Source organism: Clostridiales bacterium, from assembly GCA_017569285.1.
GTDB lineage: Bacteria > Bacillota > Clostridia > Christensenellales > Aristaeellaceae > Aristaeella.
On record CP069419.1, the window covers coordinates 3,095,746 to 3,111,036 of the forward strand.

Sequence of the window (15,291 nt, forward strand, 5' to 3'; positions counted from 1 at the left end):
AGCCGAACCTTTGAACGGGTTCGGCTTTTTCTGTCCACAAAATATGGTAAAGGGGAACAAAACAGAGGCACAAACGGCCAATAATTATTACAAAAATATTACAAATAGTTTACAATAAATTTAAATCAGGAGTCCGAAGAGCCGGAAAAAAATATGATTTTTTTCTTGCACTGAGGCAAATTCTATGTTAAATTTGTGGGGAAAAAGGGAAGAGAAACCCAAAAATGAGCATAAAAGTGGTAGAAAGGGGTGTGAAAGCGTGGACGAGAACCATGAAACCAACAACAAGCAGTCCACCGAAACCCCTGCAAATACAAGGAAATACCGCTTTATCGGCTCATTCAGCCACGGCCTGGATGCCAAAGGCCGCCTGGTGATCCCGCAGCCGTTCCGCGAAAAACTGGGCGAGGAGTTTTATATTGCCCCGTCTTTCGATTTCAAATCGATTGCGATTTACCCGAACGACAAGTGGGAAGAGCGAAGCGCCGAGCTGGAAAGCCGGAACAAAATGAGCCCCGAGCTGAACATCGTGAAGAATTTCTTCTACGCGTTGAGCTACGACGGCCAGACCTGCGACGGACAGGGACGTGTCCTGCTGCCGGCCAACATCCGCCAGAAAATCCTGGGCGAAGAGCGGGACGTTGAGATTACCGGTGCAAACGACCATATCCTGATTAACGCCGCGGCTGCCAGCGCCGACAACTGGACGCAGTTCCTGAACAACCTGCCCGCCATGCTGGAAAGAATCGCAGGGCTCGGGAATTCGGACGAAAAGGAATAAACCCCGGAAAGGGGCTATCATATCAAATCGTAACGGAGTGAGGAAAGGATGACGATATTCTCCACCACAGCCGGAAAACTTCAGACAACCGCGGCCGACTGGATTGAGAACAGACGGCGGAAGAGCGAATTCCGCGTACAGGATGTCGACATCTACCGGCAGCGTATGCGCTGCGCGGATTCGGTCCGTTTTGATACCAGCCCCCAGAACTGGACCGGAAGCATGCAGATGAGCCCGAGCGGCCGCTTCCAGGTGATTGAGGAAGCCCGGCCGAAGCGGAAGATTGTGAGCGCTGAAGGCGTCCGGTGGGACGCGGCCGTGATCGCGATCATCGCGGTGGTGATCCTCTGCACGGCAATCCTGCTGGGTGACCTGGCGAACATGGGAACCGGCACGAGGACGATCTCCCGGCTGGAAAACCAGATTGCCGGAAGCACGGAATACAACGCGGAGCTGCAGCGGGAGCTGGCGCAGATTGCCAACGACGTTACGGTATGCACGGAGGCCGTGAAGCTGAACCTGATCTCCAGCAACGCGGTGCAAACCATCCGCCTGACGGTGGCGGCGGACACGAACATGACCGTAACGGCAATGCGTGCCGGGGAATAAAAACAGCGTGGGAGACTGACATCGTCGGTCTCCCGCTTGGTGTATACTACAGGCAATAAAGAAAAGGATGAGCGCGTATGAAACTGTGGGAACTGCTGACAGAACTGCCCTATGTGGTGGATACCCGGGGAGACATGAACACGGAAATCCGGGAGATTACATCATCCAGCCGGGACAAAACAGACCACGGACTCTTTTTCTGCATTGTCGGCGCCCGGTTTGACGCGCATGACTATGCCTGGGAAGCGGTTGAAAACGGCTGCGTGGCGCTGGTTGTGGAGCATTATGTGGAGATGGAAGTGCCGCAGATCCGCGTGAACAACGGCCGCGGCGCCATGGCGCGGATTGCGGATGCTTTCTACGGCCATCCTTCCCGGCAGATGCGGATGATCGGAATCACCGGGACGAAAGGGAAGACAACAACAACCTACCTCCTCAAGAGTATCTGCGAAAGCGCAGGACTGAAGTGCGGAATCATCGGTTCCACCGGTACGCTGGTGGAGAACCAGCACCTGGACAGCAAACTGACCACGCCGGATCCCATCGACCTGCAGAAGACGCTGCGGATGATGGCGGATGAGGGCGTGCAGGTGTGCTGCATGGAAGTTTCCGCCCACGCGATCGATATGTGCCGGCTGGACGGAATGAGCTTTGAGGTGGGCTGCTATACCAACCTCAGCCAGGACCACCTGGACTATTTCTACACAATGGAACGGTATTTTGAGACGAAAAAGCGTTTCTTTACCGAAGGGATGGCGCGCAATGCCGCAGTGAACGCGGATGACGAAACCGCCGGGAAGCTGATTCCCGACCTGGTGCAGCCGCATATCACCTACGGCATCTGCGTGGATGCGGACGTGTTTGCCCGGGATATCGAAATCACCGAGGAGGGCGTACGCTTTACCGTACAGCTGCACGGCATGAACGAGATCCTGATCCATATGCATATGACGGGCATGTTCAACGTATACAATGCCCTGGCTGCGACCAGCTGCGCGCTGATCATGGGCATTGCGCCGGAAAAGATCCGTGCGGGCCTGGAGGCAGTGACCCGGGTTCCGGGCCGGATTGAGGTGCTGCCGACCGGCACCCCGTACAAGGTCATCCTGGACTACAGCCATTCCCCGGATGCTCTGGAGAACATCCTGAAGACGGTCCGCCAGTTCACCCGCAACCGCGTGATTGCGCTGTTCGGATGCGGCGGCGACCGTGACAAGGGCAAACGTCCGATGATGGGTGAAATCGGCGGCCGGCTGGCGGATTACTGTATCCTGACATCCGACAACCCGCGGACGGAAAACCCGCAGGTAATCCTGGCCGCGATTGAAAAGGGAATCAAACCCACGGGCGGCAAGTATGAAGTGATTGAGAACCGCCGGGCCGCGATCGACCGCGCACTGCGGATGGCCGAGGAGGGCGACGTGATTGTGCTGGCCGGCAAGGGACATGAAACCTATCAGGAAATCATGGGAATCAAGCGGCCGTTTGATGAGAAGGTGATCGTAAGCGAACTGCTGCTCGAGATCCGGAAAGAGCAGGAAAACGGCATCTGAAAAGCGAATTTTAATTAGATAGTTTTCCACGGAAAGGACGATGACACGGGAATGGTATTCAGAATGACAGGCGCGCTGCTGGTAAGCGTGGCGATTGCCCTGCTGATCGGGCCAAAGCTGATCAGCGAGCTGAAAAAACTCCATTTCGGACAGACGATTTACGAACTGGGGCCGAGCCATCAGAGCAAGCAGGGAACACCGGTCATGGGCGGCCTGATGATGGCCGCGGGCATCCTGGTATCATCCCTCGCGTTCCATCCGGCAGAATGGAAAGGCGGCCTGGACGCCGTTATTCCGCTGCTGCTGGTGGCATTCCTGAGCATGGCTGTCGGCTTTGCGGATGACTATATCAAGGCAGTTAAAAAACGCCATGACGGGCTGAATCCGTGGCAGAAGATCGCCGGACAGGTGATCGTGGCCGTCGGATTCAGCGTTTACTGTTATTTCCACCCCGCAATCGGAAGCAAAATTCGTATTCCGTTTGCCGGAACGGACTGGGACCTCGGTCTGTTTTATATCCCGCTGATGACCCTGGTGACGATCTTTATTGTGAACAGCAGCAACCTGCAGGACGGCCTGGACGGACTGCTGGGCACCGTGACAGCCGTCAGTTCGTCGGCCTGGGCGGTGATCTGCGTGATGATCGCCGCCGTTCCAGCGATGCAGTCCATTGCCGACCGGGGAAACGCGCTGACTGCCGGGGTATTTGCCCTGGCAATGGCCGGCGCGTGCGTGGGCTTCCTGCGGTATAACCGCTATCCCGCCAGGACGTTTATGGGGGATACGGGCAGCATGCTGCTGGGCGGCGGCACCGTGGCCATTGCGATGATCCTGAGGCTGCCCCTGCTGCTGGTACTGATTTTCTTTACCCCCATCATGAGCAGCGTGAGTGTGATCATGCAGCGGTATTACTATAAGCTGACCCACGGGAAGCGCATTTTCCTGATGAGCCCGATTCATCATCATTTTGAAAAGAAAGGATATTCCGAAACCCAGATTGTGAGCATGTATGCCGGTATCACACTGGTGCTGAGCCTGATCGCAATCCTGAGCGTGAGCGGACTGTAAGCCGGAAAGAAGGCGGAACGCATGAATTACGAGAACAAGAAGGTCCTGGTGGTCGGCATGGCCCGGAGCGGTGTTGCCGCAGCCCAGCTGCTGCGCGCATACGGCGCCGAGGTGACTGTGAATGACAGCAAGAGCGAGGAGGAACTGGGATCCCAGCTGCGCCCCCTGGAAGGCCTGCAGCTGACCCGGCGCTTTGGCTGCCCGGCTATGGACCTGCTGGAGGGAATGGACGTCCTGGTGATTTCTCCCGGCATTCCGGATACCGCGCCGTTTGTGGTGCGGGCCAAGGAAGCCGGTATCTATGTGATCGGTGAGCTGGAACTTGCCGCACAGCTGTCCAAAGGTACGCTGACGGCGGTAAGCGGTACAAACGGCAAAACCACCACCGTGTCCCTGCTGGGCGAGATATTCGCCAACAGCGGCAAAGTGACGCATGTGGTCGGAAATATCGGATATCCATTCTCCCTGGCTGCCCTGGTGAGCAAGGAGGATGACGTGATTGTCTGCGAGGTCAGTTCCTTCCAGATGGAAACCGCGGACACCTTCCATCCGCATGTCGCACTTCTGACGAATATTACGGAAGACCACCTGAACCGCCACGGAACCATGGAAGTTTATACGGCCATGAAGATGCGGATGTTTGCCAACCAGACCGCGAATGATTATGCGGTATTCAACGCAGATGACCCGGGCCTGGAAGGGCTTGCAGCGCAGGTGCACAGCCATGTGCTCCAGTTCAGCCGGAAGACCGAGGTGAAGGAAGGCGCGTTTGTCCGCGACGGACAGATTATCATCCGGATGAACGGGACGGAGCGGAAGGTATGCGGGACCGAGGAAATCTACATTCCCGGGCCGCACAACCTGGAAAACGCCCTGGGCGCCGTATGCGTGGCAGCTGCCATGAAGGTTCCGATACCGGTAATCCGGCACAGCCTGCGGACGTTCCGGGGCGTTGAACACCGTATTGAACGGGTGCGTGAGCTGGAAGGCATTACCTACATCAACGACAGCAAGGGAACGAATACCGATTCAACCATCAAGGCCGTACAGACGATGACCGCTCCGACTGTGATCATCCTTGGCGGTTATGACAAGCATACATCCTTTGAGCCGCTGAGCCGGGAAATGCGGCAGAGCCCGATGATCCGCAAAGCAATCCTGATCGGCGAGACGGCGGACCTGATCCGGACCAGCCTGGAACGGAACGGGTTTACCAACTTTGAGTATGCCGGAAGCCTCGGTGAAGCGGTCCAGAAGGCCAGGGCATCCGCCGAAGGCGGCTGGAACGTCCTGCTGAGCCCCGCGTGCGCAAGTTTTGACATGTTCAAGGACTATGAGGAACGGGGTCGGGTGTTCAAGGAAATTGTAAACGGACTCGAATAAACAGACCAAAGTCTGGAAAGGGAGTGAACGTGTGGAAGGACCCGGAAAAAACTGGCCTGTCAAGCGGGCCGGCGATTCAAACGCCTCGCACGGCGCTCCCGGGGTACGGGACTGGCAGAAAAACACCTGGACCGGACCGATGCCGATGAACGCCAGTCCCTTTGAGGAACCGGAAGACGCACCGGAACTGCTGAAGGACCGGTCTGAAAACCTGAGCGACCGGGAAGGCGCATTCTGGCAGCAGGCAACAACCGGCTACCAGCACACTGCCGGCGGGGAACCCCAGCGTTCCGCCGCGGCGCAGGCAGCCAAATCCCCCCGAAAACCGAAAAAGAAAAAGACCAACAGAAGCAGCGCGGGCATGCGGGCCGCGCTGGCGCTTGTCGCGCTGGCGGGCATTACGGTGTGCGTGCTGTATTTTATTGTGTTCCGGGTACGGGAAATCCGCGTGGAAGGGAATGAACTGATCTCCCGGGCGGACGTCATCCGCCTGAGCGGCATCCAGTACGGATCCAGCATCCTGACACTGAGCGAAGAAATTACCGGACGGGATTTGGAAGCCCGGGCGGTCAGCGAAGCGAAGCGCACCGGCAACTCAAATTACTACTGCCTGCAGTTCCGCTACCTGGACAAGCTGATGCCCGGGACAGTCGTAATCTCTGTGAAAGAGCGGGAACCCTGCTGCTGGATGACCCTGAGGGGCATCATGTTCGTGATGGACAAGAACCGGATGGTGCTGTATGAAACCGAGGACCCGACCATCCGGCCGGCCAGCCTTGTGGAAGTGAAAGGGCTGAATATCCGCGGCGGAGATCATGCCGGACAGACGCTGACGCTGAATTCAGCGGTACAGCAGAGCATATTTGACAACCTGTTCCTGGAACTGAAGGTGCTTGGATGCACTTCCATCATTGAGGAAGTGGACCTGAGCAATACGTCCTCCATCCTGCTGGTGACCCGCGACGGTTATACGGTAAGCCTTGGCGACCGGGAACGGATCCATGCCAAGCTGCGCAGCATGCTGTATGTACGGGAAAAGCTGCTGGAGCTCGGGAAGAACGGAGGATCCATCAACGTATCCGTTCCGGAAACCCCGACGTATTCTCCTTCCGGGAGTTAAAAACAGACCGATGTCTAAAATTGTTACAAAATGGCGGAAAAATGTAATAAAATGGGCATAAACACTTGCAATCATTCAATAAAAGTCATATAATAACACATGATATGCCATTATATGGTAGGATTCTGCCTGAAAACAGACGGGATCCTGAGTTCACCAGGGGGGAACGAAACCTATGAAAACAACGGTTGCGGCCATTGATTTCGGGACGAGCAAGATTGTTACGCTTGTTGCCGAGAACAGCGGCAGCCAGCGGTGCGACATTGTCGCGGCCGGCGTGGCGAAGTATGACGGCTATCTGACAGAAGGATGGAACAATCCCGGCCAACTGGACGAGGCGATCCGCCGGTCCATCAGCGATGCCGAGGAGCAGTCCGGCAGCAAGATCCGGGAGATCACCGTCGGTGTTCCCGGAGCGTTCACCCGCGTTTATGCCACCCAGGTGACCATCACCCTGAAGGGGACGGATCCCCGCGTCACATCGGGCGATGTGAAGGCCGCCTTTGACAAGGCGTCCCAGAACCTGGCCAACATGCCCGGCGTTGTGGTCCATTCCAGCCCGGCGTGGTTTATGGTGGACAGCGGAAAGAAAACCCTGGAGCCTGTCGGCATGAAGGGACGCGAGATGACCGCGTTCATCAGCTTCGTGGTTGGCAACCGGTTCTTCGTCGATGACGTGACCAACCGGATGGCGGACCTGGGCATTGTGGTGACCAGCTTCTACTCCACATCCGCCGGTGAAGCGATGCTGTACCTGAACGAGCAGGAGCGCGACCATACATCCGTCCTGATCGACATGGGGTACCTGAATACCGAAATTATCGGGGTGGAAGGCGACGCGATCATCTACCACAAGGTGCTGGACGTCGGCGGCGGCGATATCGCCGTAGCCCTGGCGGAAGAACTGGACATCTCCCTGAGCGCCGCGGAAGACATCAAGCGCAAGTTCGTTTACGGCATTGAAACCAGCGGGGAAACCTACGAAGTCCCCGGAGCTGACGGGCAGAAGGGAACGACCTTTACCCGTGAGCAGGTGAAACCGATTATCTGCAAGGCGGTTGATGAAATCTGCGAGCAGATCAAGACCGCGATTGACGATGACTTCGGCAGCCTCGGCAGCTGGAGCAGCGTATTCATGACCGGCGGCGGAATGAGCTTCAACCGCGGCGGTAAGGAATACATGGCCGGGAAGCTCGGCCGGCCCGTCCAGGAAACCCCGCGCCGGACCACCAAGCTGAACAGCCACAGCTTCTCCAGCGCACTGGGCCTGATGGACCTGATTATCGATACGATTGAACAGCAGCGCCAGCCGGCAGCCGGTGTGGGCGGCAGGATCAAGGACTTCTTCCGGAGTCTGTTGGGAGGTTAAGAACATGATTGAATTCCAGAACGAAGAGCAGAGCAACTTTGCTTCCATCAAGGTCGTCGGATGCGGCGGCGGCGGAAACAACGCCGTGAACCGGATGATGGACGCCGGGCTGCGCGGCGTTGAATTTATCGCGGTGAATACCGACCGGCAGGCACTGGGCCAGTCCAATGCCCAGGTAAAAATCCAGATCGGCGAAAAGCTGACAAAGGGCCTTGGCGCCGGAGCCCATCCCGATGTGGGCCGCCGCGCAGCGGAAGAAAGCCGCGAGGAGATTGCCTCCGCGCTGAAGGGCGCTGACCTGGTGTTCATTACCGCCGGTATGGGTGGCGGCACCGGAACCGGCGCGGCTCCCATTGTGGCGGAAGTGGCCCGGGACCTCGGCATGCTGACGATTGCCGTGGTTACCAAGCCCTTCAACTTTGAAGGCAAACAGCGGATGAAAAATGCGGAAGCCGGCATTGAAGAGCTGAAGACGAATGTGGACACCCTGGTGGTGATTCCGAATGACCGGTTGCTGCAGGTGGTTAGCAAGCAGACCAGCATGATCGAGGCTTTCCGTGTTGCGGATGACGTGCTGCGGCAGGGCATCCAGGGCATCAGCGACCTGATTGCTGTGCCGGCAATGATCAACCTCGACTTCGCGGACGTGAAGACCGTGATGGAATCCGGCGGAATGGCCCATATGGGTATCGGTATCGGCAGCGGCGAGAACAAGCTGGTCGATGCCGCGAAGAACGCGATCGCATCCCCGCTGCTGGAGACCAACATCGACGGCGCACGCGCTGTGCTGATCAACATTACCGGCGGCGCCGATATCTCCATTGTGGATATCAACGAAGCGGCCAACCTGGTGATGGAAGCAGCCGATCCGGACGCAAACATCATCTTCGGTGCCGGCATCGACGAGACCATGGGCGACGACGTACGGATCACCGTGATCGCGACCGGCTTCGAAAAGACGCCTTTCCCGACCCGGGAGCCCGCGAAAAAGCCGCGTGAAATTGAGCATGAACGCCTGTTCGGATCCTTCGGGACCAACTTCAGCCGCGATACGGCCGCATCCGTAGCGGAACGGGATAACGGAAGCTCTTTCCTGAACCGGAGCACCGGAGAGGTGCCGACCTTCATGAGCACCAGCCGTCCCAGCATGGGCGTGCCCGGCATGGTGAACACCGGATCTTTCCAGACCGGGTTCAGCTACCAGCAGACCGCCCCGCAGGACCTCCAGGCAACGCGGCCCTACCAGCCCATGGGAAATAACCCCACCGGCGGCAACGCACCTGTGAATCCGAATCCGTTCCAGATGAACCAGCCGCAGAATTACCAGCCGCTGTTCAACAGCAACGGCCAGGTGACCGGCCAGACGGGCAGCTTCCAGCCAATTCCGCAGAGCCAGGCCATGACGACGGATGACCACGGCGTACCGGGATTCCTGAAGCGGAAAAAGTAATCTGACCCAAAATACCAGAAGCGCGGAGCATAAGCCCCGCGCTTCTTCCATACGAAAAACCCGGAGGCAGGGGAAGCCTCCGGGTTTTACTGAATCAGGGATCAGCGCTTCTTCACGCCGACATATATTTTTTCCGGCTGCGCAGGATACGTGCAGCGGCCCAGTTCCTTCCGCTCAATGAGACGACCGTTCCGGTATTCCTCCCGGTAGGTCATGTATTCATAACCCATCTTCGGATCGGAAACGGAGACCTGCTCATCGGTATAGGTGGCATACTTCCCCTCGGTGTCCTTGATGTATTTCGGTCCGCCGCTGGCCACCAGCTCCCCGGTTTTCTCTGATTTGATTTCATAGGACGTACCGCCCAGATCCCTGCCGTAAATGATCACATGCGTCTGCAGTGAGTTTTTCCCGTTTTTGCCGGGTTCAACCCTGGCGGCAATATAAACGGGGGAATCCGTATTGTTGACAAACTTCAGGTCGACTTTCCGGTTGCTGCCCCAGGAGACGGTGGCATCCAGGCCGTAGTCCGTATAATTGACCTTGTCGGAATGATAGGACCGGTCTGTGACTTCCAGGCCGGCCCTTACGGCAGCCTGATATACCGTGGTGCTGGCCTGGCATACACCGCCGCCGACTCCCATGACATGCTCGCCCTGGTCATATTCTTCCGCCGGATTGAATCCGTTTTTCGTTGAACGCTCCCCGACAATTCCGTTAAAGCTGAACACGGCACCCGGATCCAGCCGGTATCCGTTGAACCGGGAAAAGGCGAGGCGGATATTGTCATTCCGGTATGCGTCCGAGGAAGAGGAAATCTGCGTTACCGCTTCGCCGCGCTTTGTGTACAGGAGGCTGATGCTGTTTTTGGTCTGCTCCGGCGCAACCTGCTCCGGTTCGATGGCCAGGGTGCCGCTTTCCAGACGAGCAGCCATATCCGCAATACGATCCACCAGCGCCTGTGCATCCAGGTTCAGGCCGGCAATTTCATCCGAATATTCAAAGGGGTTCTCCCGGTCCGGATAAAAACCGGTCATTTCCGCGTTCTGCGGGGAACGGTCCAGACTCTGTTTGATGGTGTATACAATATCAATAATCCGGGACACATTTCCGGAAGTATGACCGGTGGAGAAATAACGCGGTTCTTCGGCAGCCGCGGCAATCTCGTCATACAGTTCCCGGTCGCTCCGCTTTCCGTTGTAATTGTGCCCGATTTCCCACGCGGCATCCAGCGCGGACGAGACGTCCGGTTCCATTCCGATGGCGGCGGCGGTGATGGTATTGGTGAAGCCGTTATAGGTGAGATCCACATGCCAGGCATTCAGCTGCTGCAGGCTCCGGTTCCGGACCGCGGTCCATCCCTCATCTGCCGTCAGGCCGCTGAGGGAAAGGCCGTCCACGTAGACACCGGGGCAGAAGACGTTATAGTTCAGTTCCACGGTGGAACGGACCGCATCCCGGACCGGGGCGGATGCCGGGCGGGTTATTCCGGAAAAGACCACAACCAGGAGGATGACCAGGACCGCAGCGGCAATGAAAAGGATATTGCGGTATTTTGTAAAGCCGGCAGGCTTCCGTGAAACATTTCCGGAGGGAACGCGGCTGCGGGGACCGGACGGCGCGGAAGGCGCCGGACCGATGCTGCCCGGATATGATGCGTACGACGCTGCCTGCGGACGGGGGACAGGAGCACCGGCAGAGGGCATACAGCCGCGCATGCTGCCCGATGGTACGGACCGGGGCTGCGGCTGACCCTGCGGGGAAACGGGAACCTGTCCCGGCTGGCTGACACCGTAATGCGGGTACTGGCTGCTGCGATAATCGGACATCGTCATTCCACCTTTCTACACGCATATAACGGACCTGGAATGATGTTTATTCCGCAAACGCAAAAAAGTCAAGAGGATTTTGCGTTTGACGGCATTCCGGAAAGACGGAAGAACGTTCCGCGGACAACAGTTCAGGGTGGAAAAAACGGCAGAGATGGAGTATAATATTATTTTGGAATGGAATGGAAACAGGGAGGAAGCAACATGCGGAAACTGCTCGCGATGATCCTGGCGCTTGTGCTGACGGCCGGCTGCGCGCTGGCGGAAGGGCCCAAGGCGCCTGACTATATCCTGGAAGGATTCGACGGTGAAAACTCCGGGGTCATATGGGAAACAAACCTGTTCTTTACGAGAATGCAGGAAAAAACCGGAATCAGCTTCCAGTTCCGCCAGGAAGCCACTGCGGACGGCTGGACGAACCGGAAAAAGGAAATTGCCCGGGGTGAAAACCTGCCGGATGTGCTGTTCAAAGCGGAACTGACGACCGAAGAGACCGCCCAAATGGCGAAGGACGGGATCCTGATTGACCTGAAACCGTACCTGGAGCAGTATGCGCCGGATCTGTGGGCGATCCTGCAGGCGAATCCGGAATATCTGGCGGCCATCACCCTGCCGGACGGCAAAATCGCGGCGCTGCCCGCGTTCAACCGGCTGCAGAACAATGACCTGATGTGGATCAACCGGACCTGGCTGAACCGGCTGCAGCTGAAGGCTCCGACCACCGCGGATGAGCTGACCGAGGTGCTGCGGGCATTCAAAACGCAGGATCCGAACGGACAGAACGGGGCGGATGAGATTCCGCTGGCGTTTATCGGCATGTGGGAGCTGCGCTTCCTGGGGCATGCCTTCGGAATCATCGACAATGACTATTATATGGCCGTTGAGGACGGGAATGTGGTTTCGCACCTGGATTCGGAGCAGAACCGCGCGTTCCTCAGCTGGCTGCATACGCTTTGGGATGAAAAACTGCTGGACCAGAACGGCTTCAGCATCGCGGATGCCCTGCGGCAGATTACCGACGACAAAAAGGCGATTCCCTACGGCCTGATTATGGGCCCGACCCCGCTGACCACTATTCCGGTTTCCGCGCTGGGACAGTATGACATCCTGATGCCGCTGAAGGCAGACGGAAAACAGGAATACCGGGACCTTCCCGGGGACCTGATTCCGGGAACGTTCGCGATCACGAGCGCCTGCAGGGAGCCGGAGAAGCTGGTGGCCTGGGTGAATATCCTGTATACGCGGGAGGGATCCTCCATGGCCCAGTACGGCCTGGAGGGAGAAGAGTACTCCTGGCGGGAAGACGGCCTGTGGGAGTGGAACGAAGACCTGAATACGGTTGCAAACTATATCCTGAAGGAAAAGACGATCAGCGGCGGAACCGCGGCGCCGGGAATCGAGCTGGAGGATTTCCAGCTGAAGTATTCGGATGAAGCCACCCGCCGGAATATCGAAATGATGGCGGAAGCAAAGCAGTACAGCGTAAAGCCGTTCCCGGCCGTCGTGCTGAATGAGGAAGACGCCGCGGAGATTGCGCGGATCCAGAAGGAACTGGGAAGGTACGCGGAAAAGACTATGGCCTGCTTTGTGACCGGCGACATTCCGCTGGATGATGAAAACTGGAAGGCGTTCTGCGACCGCGTGCATGAACTGGGGCTGGATGACGCGAAAGCCATCTGGCAGAAGTATGTGACAAAGGGGAATGAATGAGCATGAGCCAGGCGGAAGAAATGATCCGGAAACTGGAATCGCCGGAGGCGGCGGAACAACTGCGGAAACTATACGGATCCGGTGAGGAGACGATCCGGTTCCAGCGGGAACGGTATGCCCGGCTGATCCGTTCCTATGAGGAACAGTTCGGCGCAAAGGACGGCATCCGGCTGATCAGTGCGCCCGGGCGGACCGAGATCGGCGGAAACCATACCGACCACAACCGCGGACGGGTCCTGGCCGCAGCCGTCAGCCTGGATACGCTGTGCGCCGTGACTCCCCAGGATGACCTGAAGGTGTGCTTCCGCAGCGAAGGATATCCGGCAATCGAGATGGACCTTACCGACCTGGCGGTCCATCCGGACGAGGCGGGAACCACTGCGGCCCTGATCCGCGGTGTTGCCGCCGGGATGAAAGAGGCTGGGTACCGTATCGGCGGATTTGACGCGGCGGTGACATCCACTGTGGCCGGCGGGAGCGGCCTGAGCAGCTCCGCCGCGCTGGAGGTGATGCTGACCGGCGTGCTGGACGCACTGTACAACCGGTTTGATATGCCGTACGCGCTGCGCGCGCGGATCAGCCAGAAGGCGGAGAACGCCTACTTCGGCAAGCCGAGCGGACTGCTGGACCAGATGGCCAGCGCAGCCGGCGGACTGGTGACAGTTGATTTCCGGGATACGGACAAGCCGGAAGCCCGGGCGCTCCAGTATGATTTCGCGAAGAAAGGGTATTCCCTGGTGGTGGTCGCGACCGGCGGTTCCCATGCGGACCTGACGGACTGCTATGCTGCGATTCCCGCGGAGATGAAGGCTGTGGCCGCATATTACGGCAAACCTTACCTGCGGGGGCTGACCGCGGAACAACTGATCGCCGACATGGACGGCCTGCGGAAGCAGGTATCCGACCGGGCGCTGATCCGGGCGTTCCACTTTATCGCGGAAGACGCCCGCGTTCCGGAACAGGTGAAGGCCCTTGAGGAAGACCGGATGGAAGATTTCCTGCGGCTGATTATCGACAGCGGCCGTTCCAGCTTTATGTACCTGCAGAATATCTACGCCCGCGAGACGGAACAGAGCCTGAGCCTGGCCCTGTGCATGGCGGAGCAGATGCTGCGCGGCCGCGGCGCGTGGCGGATCCACGGAGGCGGATTCGCGGGAACAACGCTGAACTTCGTGCCGGAGGACCTGCTCACATCCTTTAAGGCCGCCATGGACCGTACCTTCGGACGGGGCGCGGCAATCGCGCTGGGCATCCGGCCGGTGGGCGCGGCGGAACTGAAACTGTGATTACGAAGAGCGCGGCGGAAACCCGGGCACTGGGGGAGAAGCTCGCCGGACGGCTGCGGCCGGGCGACGTGCTGCTGCTGGAAGGCGACCTGGGCGCGGGGAAAAGTGAGCTGACCCGCGGAATCGCCAAAGGGCTTGGAGTTGCCGAAACGGTGACCAGCCCCAGCTTCACCATCCTGAATGTATATGAAAGCGGACGCTGCCCACTGTACCACTTTGACTGGTACCGGCTGGAAAGCTCCGAAGAACTGTATGAGCTGGGAATGGACGAATACCTGGGCGGCGACGGGATTGCCGTTGTGGAATGGCCTGGCCGGTGCCCGGACGCGGTGCCGGAAAGCGCGGTCCGGATCCGGATGACGGCAGCCGGCGAAAACGAACGACTGATTGAAAGCGACGAATGGAACCTGGAAGATGAAACTGCTTGTGATTGATACATCCGGACCGGTGTGCGGAACAGCGGTGATGGATGAAGAAAAGGTATACAGCGAGTTTACTGCCCAGAACCGGCATACCCACTCTGCAAGCCTGATGCCGATGATTGAGCGGGCGCTTGAAGCTGCGGGCATGACCCTGGGCGATATGGATGCGGTTGCCGCCGTAACCGGACCCGGCAGCTTTACCGGCGTGCGCATCGGCGTCGCCACGGCCAAGGGAATTGCACACGGGGCCGGGCTTCCGTGCATTGCAGTGGACGCGCTGGAAGCGCTGAGTGAAAGCGCGGGAGATTTTGACGGGATCGTATGCCCGATCCAGGACGCCCGGGCCGGACAGGTGTACGGCGCGGCGTTCCGGAACGGGGAACGGCTGATTCCCGACGCACCGATGAAACTGGAAGAATACCTGGATACCGTTTCCGGGCTGGGAAGCCGGTTCCTGTTTACCGGGGACGGAGCACCGGTATTCCGGGAACGGATCGCGGAGATCCTCGGGGAACGCGCGGCGTTTGCCCCGGCATACCGGGGATACCTTCGGCCGTCCGCTGCAGGAAGCATTGCGATCCGGCGCGGGGAGACCACCGATTACCTGCACCTGGAGGCGTCCTACCTGCGCCCGCCGAACGCGCAGAAGAACAAAAAGTTGCTGGAAGCGATGAGGAAGAACGAGGAAGCATGAGCGAGCACGGGAGCACG

The 15,291-nt window shown here is 58.4% G+C and carries 13 protein-coding genes; 12 read left to right on the forward strand and 1 reads right to left on the reverse strand.

The features are described from left to right. The first annotated feature begins 259 nt into the window (after nucleotides 1-259). The 8 genes from JNO48_13610 to ftsZ all read left to right on the forward strand — a co-directional run bounded on the left by JNO48_13610 (nucleotide 260) and on the right by ftsZ (nucleotide 9,333). A complete protein-coding gene (locus tag JNO48_13610; protein QTE68205.1) occupies nucleotides 260-781 on the forward strand; it encodes a hypothetical protein in 522 nt (173 codons plus the stop codon). Between the two features lie 48 nt (nucleotides 782-829). After that, the gene (locus tag JNO48_13615; protein QTE68206.1) at nucleotides 830-1,390 is read left to right on the forward strand and encodes a hypothetical protein; all 561 of its coding nucleotides are present in this window, start codon (nucleotides 830-832) and stop codon (nucleotides 1,388-1,390) included. Between the two features lie 77 nt (nucleotides 1,391-1,467). Then, nucleotides 1,468-2,943 (forward strand): UDP-N-acetylmuramoyl-L-alanyl-D-glutamate--2,6-diaminopimelate ligase, encoded by a 1,476-nt coding sequence (locus JNO48_13620; GenBank protein ID QTE68207.1) that lies wholly within the window; start codon nucleotides 1,468-1,470, stop codon nucleotides 2,941-2,943. A gap of 51 nt (nucleotides 2,944-2,994) precedes the next feature. Further along, a complete protein-coding gene (mraY, locus tag JNO48_13625) occupies nucleotides 2,995-4,011 on the forward strand; it encodes a phospho-N-acetylmuramoyl-pentapeptide-transferase (protein QTE68208.1) in 1,017 nt (338 codons plus the stop codon). A 21-nt stretch (nucleotides 4,012-4,032) separates the two neighbouring features. After that, nucleotides 4,033-5,394: a UDP-N-acetylmuramoyl-L-alanine--D-glutamate ligase gene (murD, locus tag JNO48_13630; protein QTE68209.1), complete on the forward strand. Its 1,362-nt coding sequence runs from the start codon at nucleotides 4,033-4,035 to the stop codon at nucleotides 5,392-5,394. Nucleotides 5,395-5,425: 31 nt separating this feature from the next. Continuing rightward, complete coding sequence (locus JNO48_13635; protein QTE68210.1) at nucleotides 5,426-6,514, forward strand: FtsQ-type POTRA domain-containing protein; 1,089 nt, start codon at nucleotides 5,426-5,428, stop codon at nucleotides 6,512-6,514. Nucleotides 6,515-6,689: 175 nt separating this feature from the next. Beyond that, nucleotides 6,690-7,883: a hypothetical protein gene (locus JNO48_13640; protein QTE68211.1), complete on the forward strand. Its 1,194-nt coding sequence runs from the start codon at nucleotides 6,690-6,692 to the stop codon at nucleotides 7,881-7,883. A gap of 4 nt (nucleotides 7,884-7,887) precedes the next feature. Beyond that, nucleotides 7,888-9,333 carry a cell division protein FtsZ gene (ftsZ, locus tag JNO48_13645; GenBank protein ID QTE68212.1) on the forward strand — a complete coding sequence of 482 codons (1,446 nt, stop codon included), beginning with the start codon at nucleotides 7,888-7,890 and terminating at the stop codon, nucleotides 9,331-9,333. A 101-nt stretch (nucleotides 9,334-9,434) separates the two neighbouring features. On the opposite strand, the gene JNO48_13650 is transcribed toward ftsZ, so the two are convergent. After that, nucleotides 9,435-11,162 carry a VanW family protein gene (locus JNO48_13650; protein ID QTE68213.1) on the reverse strand — a complete coding sequence of 576 codons (1,728 nt, stop codon included), beginning with the start codon at nucleotides 11,160-11,162 and terminating at the stop codon, nucleotides 9,435-9,437. Nucleotides 11,163-11,366: 204 nt separating this feature from the next. On the opposite strand from JNO48_13650, the gene JNO48_13655 reads away from it, so the two are divergent. From JNO48_13655 to tsaB, 4 genes are read left to right on the forward strand one after another with little or no spacing between them, the layout of a single operon-like run. Further along, on the forward strand, nucleotides 11,367-12,872 hold the full coding sequence (locus tag JNO48_13655; protein ID QTE68214.1) for an extracellular solute-binding protein: 1,506 nt from the start codon (nucleotides 11,367-11,369) through the stop codon (nucleotides 12,870-12,872). 20 nt (nucleotides 12,873-12,892) lie between these two features. After that, nucleotides 12,893-14,158 (forward strand): galactokinase, encoded by a 1,266-nt coding sequence (locus JNO48_13660; GenBank protein ID QTE69772.1) that lies wholly within the window; start codon nucleotides 12,893-12,895, stop codon nucleotides 14,156-14,158. After that, nucleotides 14,155-14,592: a tRNA (adenosine(37)-N6)-threonylcarbamoyltransferase complex ATPase subunit type 1 TsaE gene (gene tsaE, locus JNO48_13665; GenBank protein QTE68215.1), complete on the forward strand. Its 438-nt coding sequence runs from the start codon at nucleotides 14,155-14,157 to the stop codon at nucleotides 14,590-14,592. Before JNO48_13660 ends, tsaE begins: the two co-directional genes overlap by 4 nt. Beyond that, nucleotides 14,573-15,274 (forward strand): tRNA (adenosine(37)-N6)-threonylcarbamoyltransferase complex dimerization subunit type 1 TsaB, encoded by a 702-nt coding sequence (gene tsaB / locus JNO48_13670; GenBank protein ID QTE68216.1) that lies wholly within the window; start codon nucleotides 14,573-14,575, stop codon nucleotides 15,272-15,274. The genes tsaE and tsaB overlap by 20 nt, the downstream gene beginning before the upstream one ends. The last annotated feature ends 17 nt before the right edge of the window (nucleotides 15,275-15,291 follow it).

What these genes read in the sequence shown, in the direction of transcription:
- JNO48_13615 (QTE68206.1), top strand. Translation starts at nt 830, where the DNA reads ATGACGATATTCTCCACCACAGCCGGAAAACTTCAGACAACCGCGGCC.
- JNO48_13620 (QTE68207.1), top strand. Translation starts at nt 1,468, where the DNA reads ATGAAACTGTGGGAACTGCTGACAGAACTGCCCTATGTGGTGGATACC.
- mraY (QTE68208.1), top strand. Translation starts at nt 2,995, where the DNA reads ATGGTATTCAGAATGACAGGCGCGCTGCTGGTAAGCGTGGCGATTGCC.
- murD (QTE68209.1), top strand. Translation starts at nt 4,033, where the DNA reads ATGAATTACGAGAACAAGAAGGTCCTGGTGGTCGGCATGGCCCGGAGC.
- JNO48_13640 (QTE68211.1), top strand. Translation starts at nt 6,690, where the DNA reads ATGAAAACAACGGTTGCGGCCATTGATTTCGGGACGAGCAAGATTGTT.
- ftsZ (QTE68212.1), top strand. Translation starts at nt 7,888, where the DNA reads ATGATTGAATTCCAGAACGAAGAGCAGAGCAACTTTGCTTCCATCAAG.
- JNO48_13650 (QTE68213.1), bottom strand. Translation starts at nt 11,162, where the DNA reads ATGTCCGATTATCGCAGCAGCCAGTACCCGCATTACGGTGTCAGCCAG.
- JNO48_13655 (QTE68214.1), top strand. Translation starts at nt 11,367, where the DNA reads ATGCGGAAACTGCTCGCGATGATCCTGGCGCTTGTGCTGACGGCCGGC.
- JNO48_13660 (QTE69772.1), top strand. Translation starts at nt 12,893, where the DNA reads ATGATCCGGAAACTGGAATCGCCGGAGGCGGCGGAACAACTGCGGAAA.
- tsaB (QTE68216.1), top strand. Translation starts at nt 14,573, where the DNA reads ATGAAACTGCTTGTGATTGATACATCCGGACCGGTGTGCGGAACAGCG.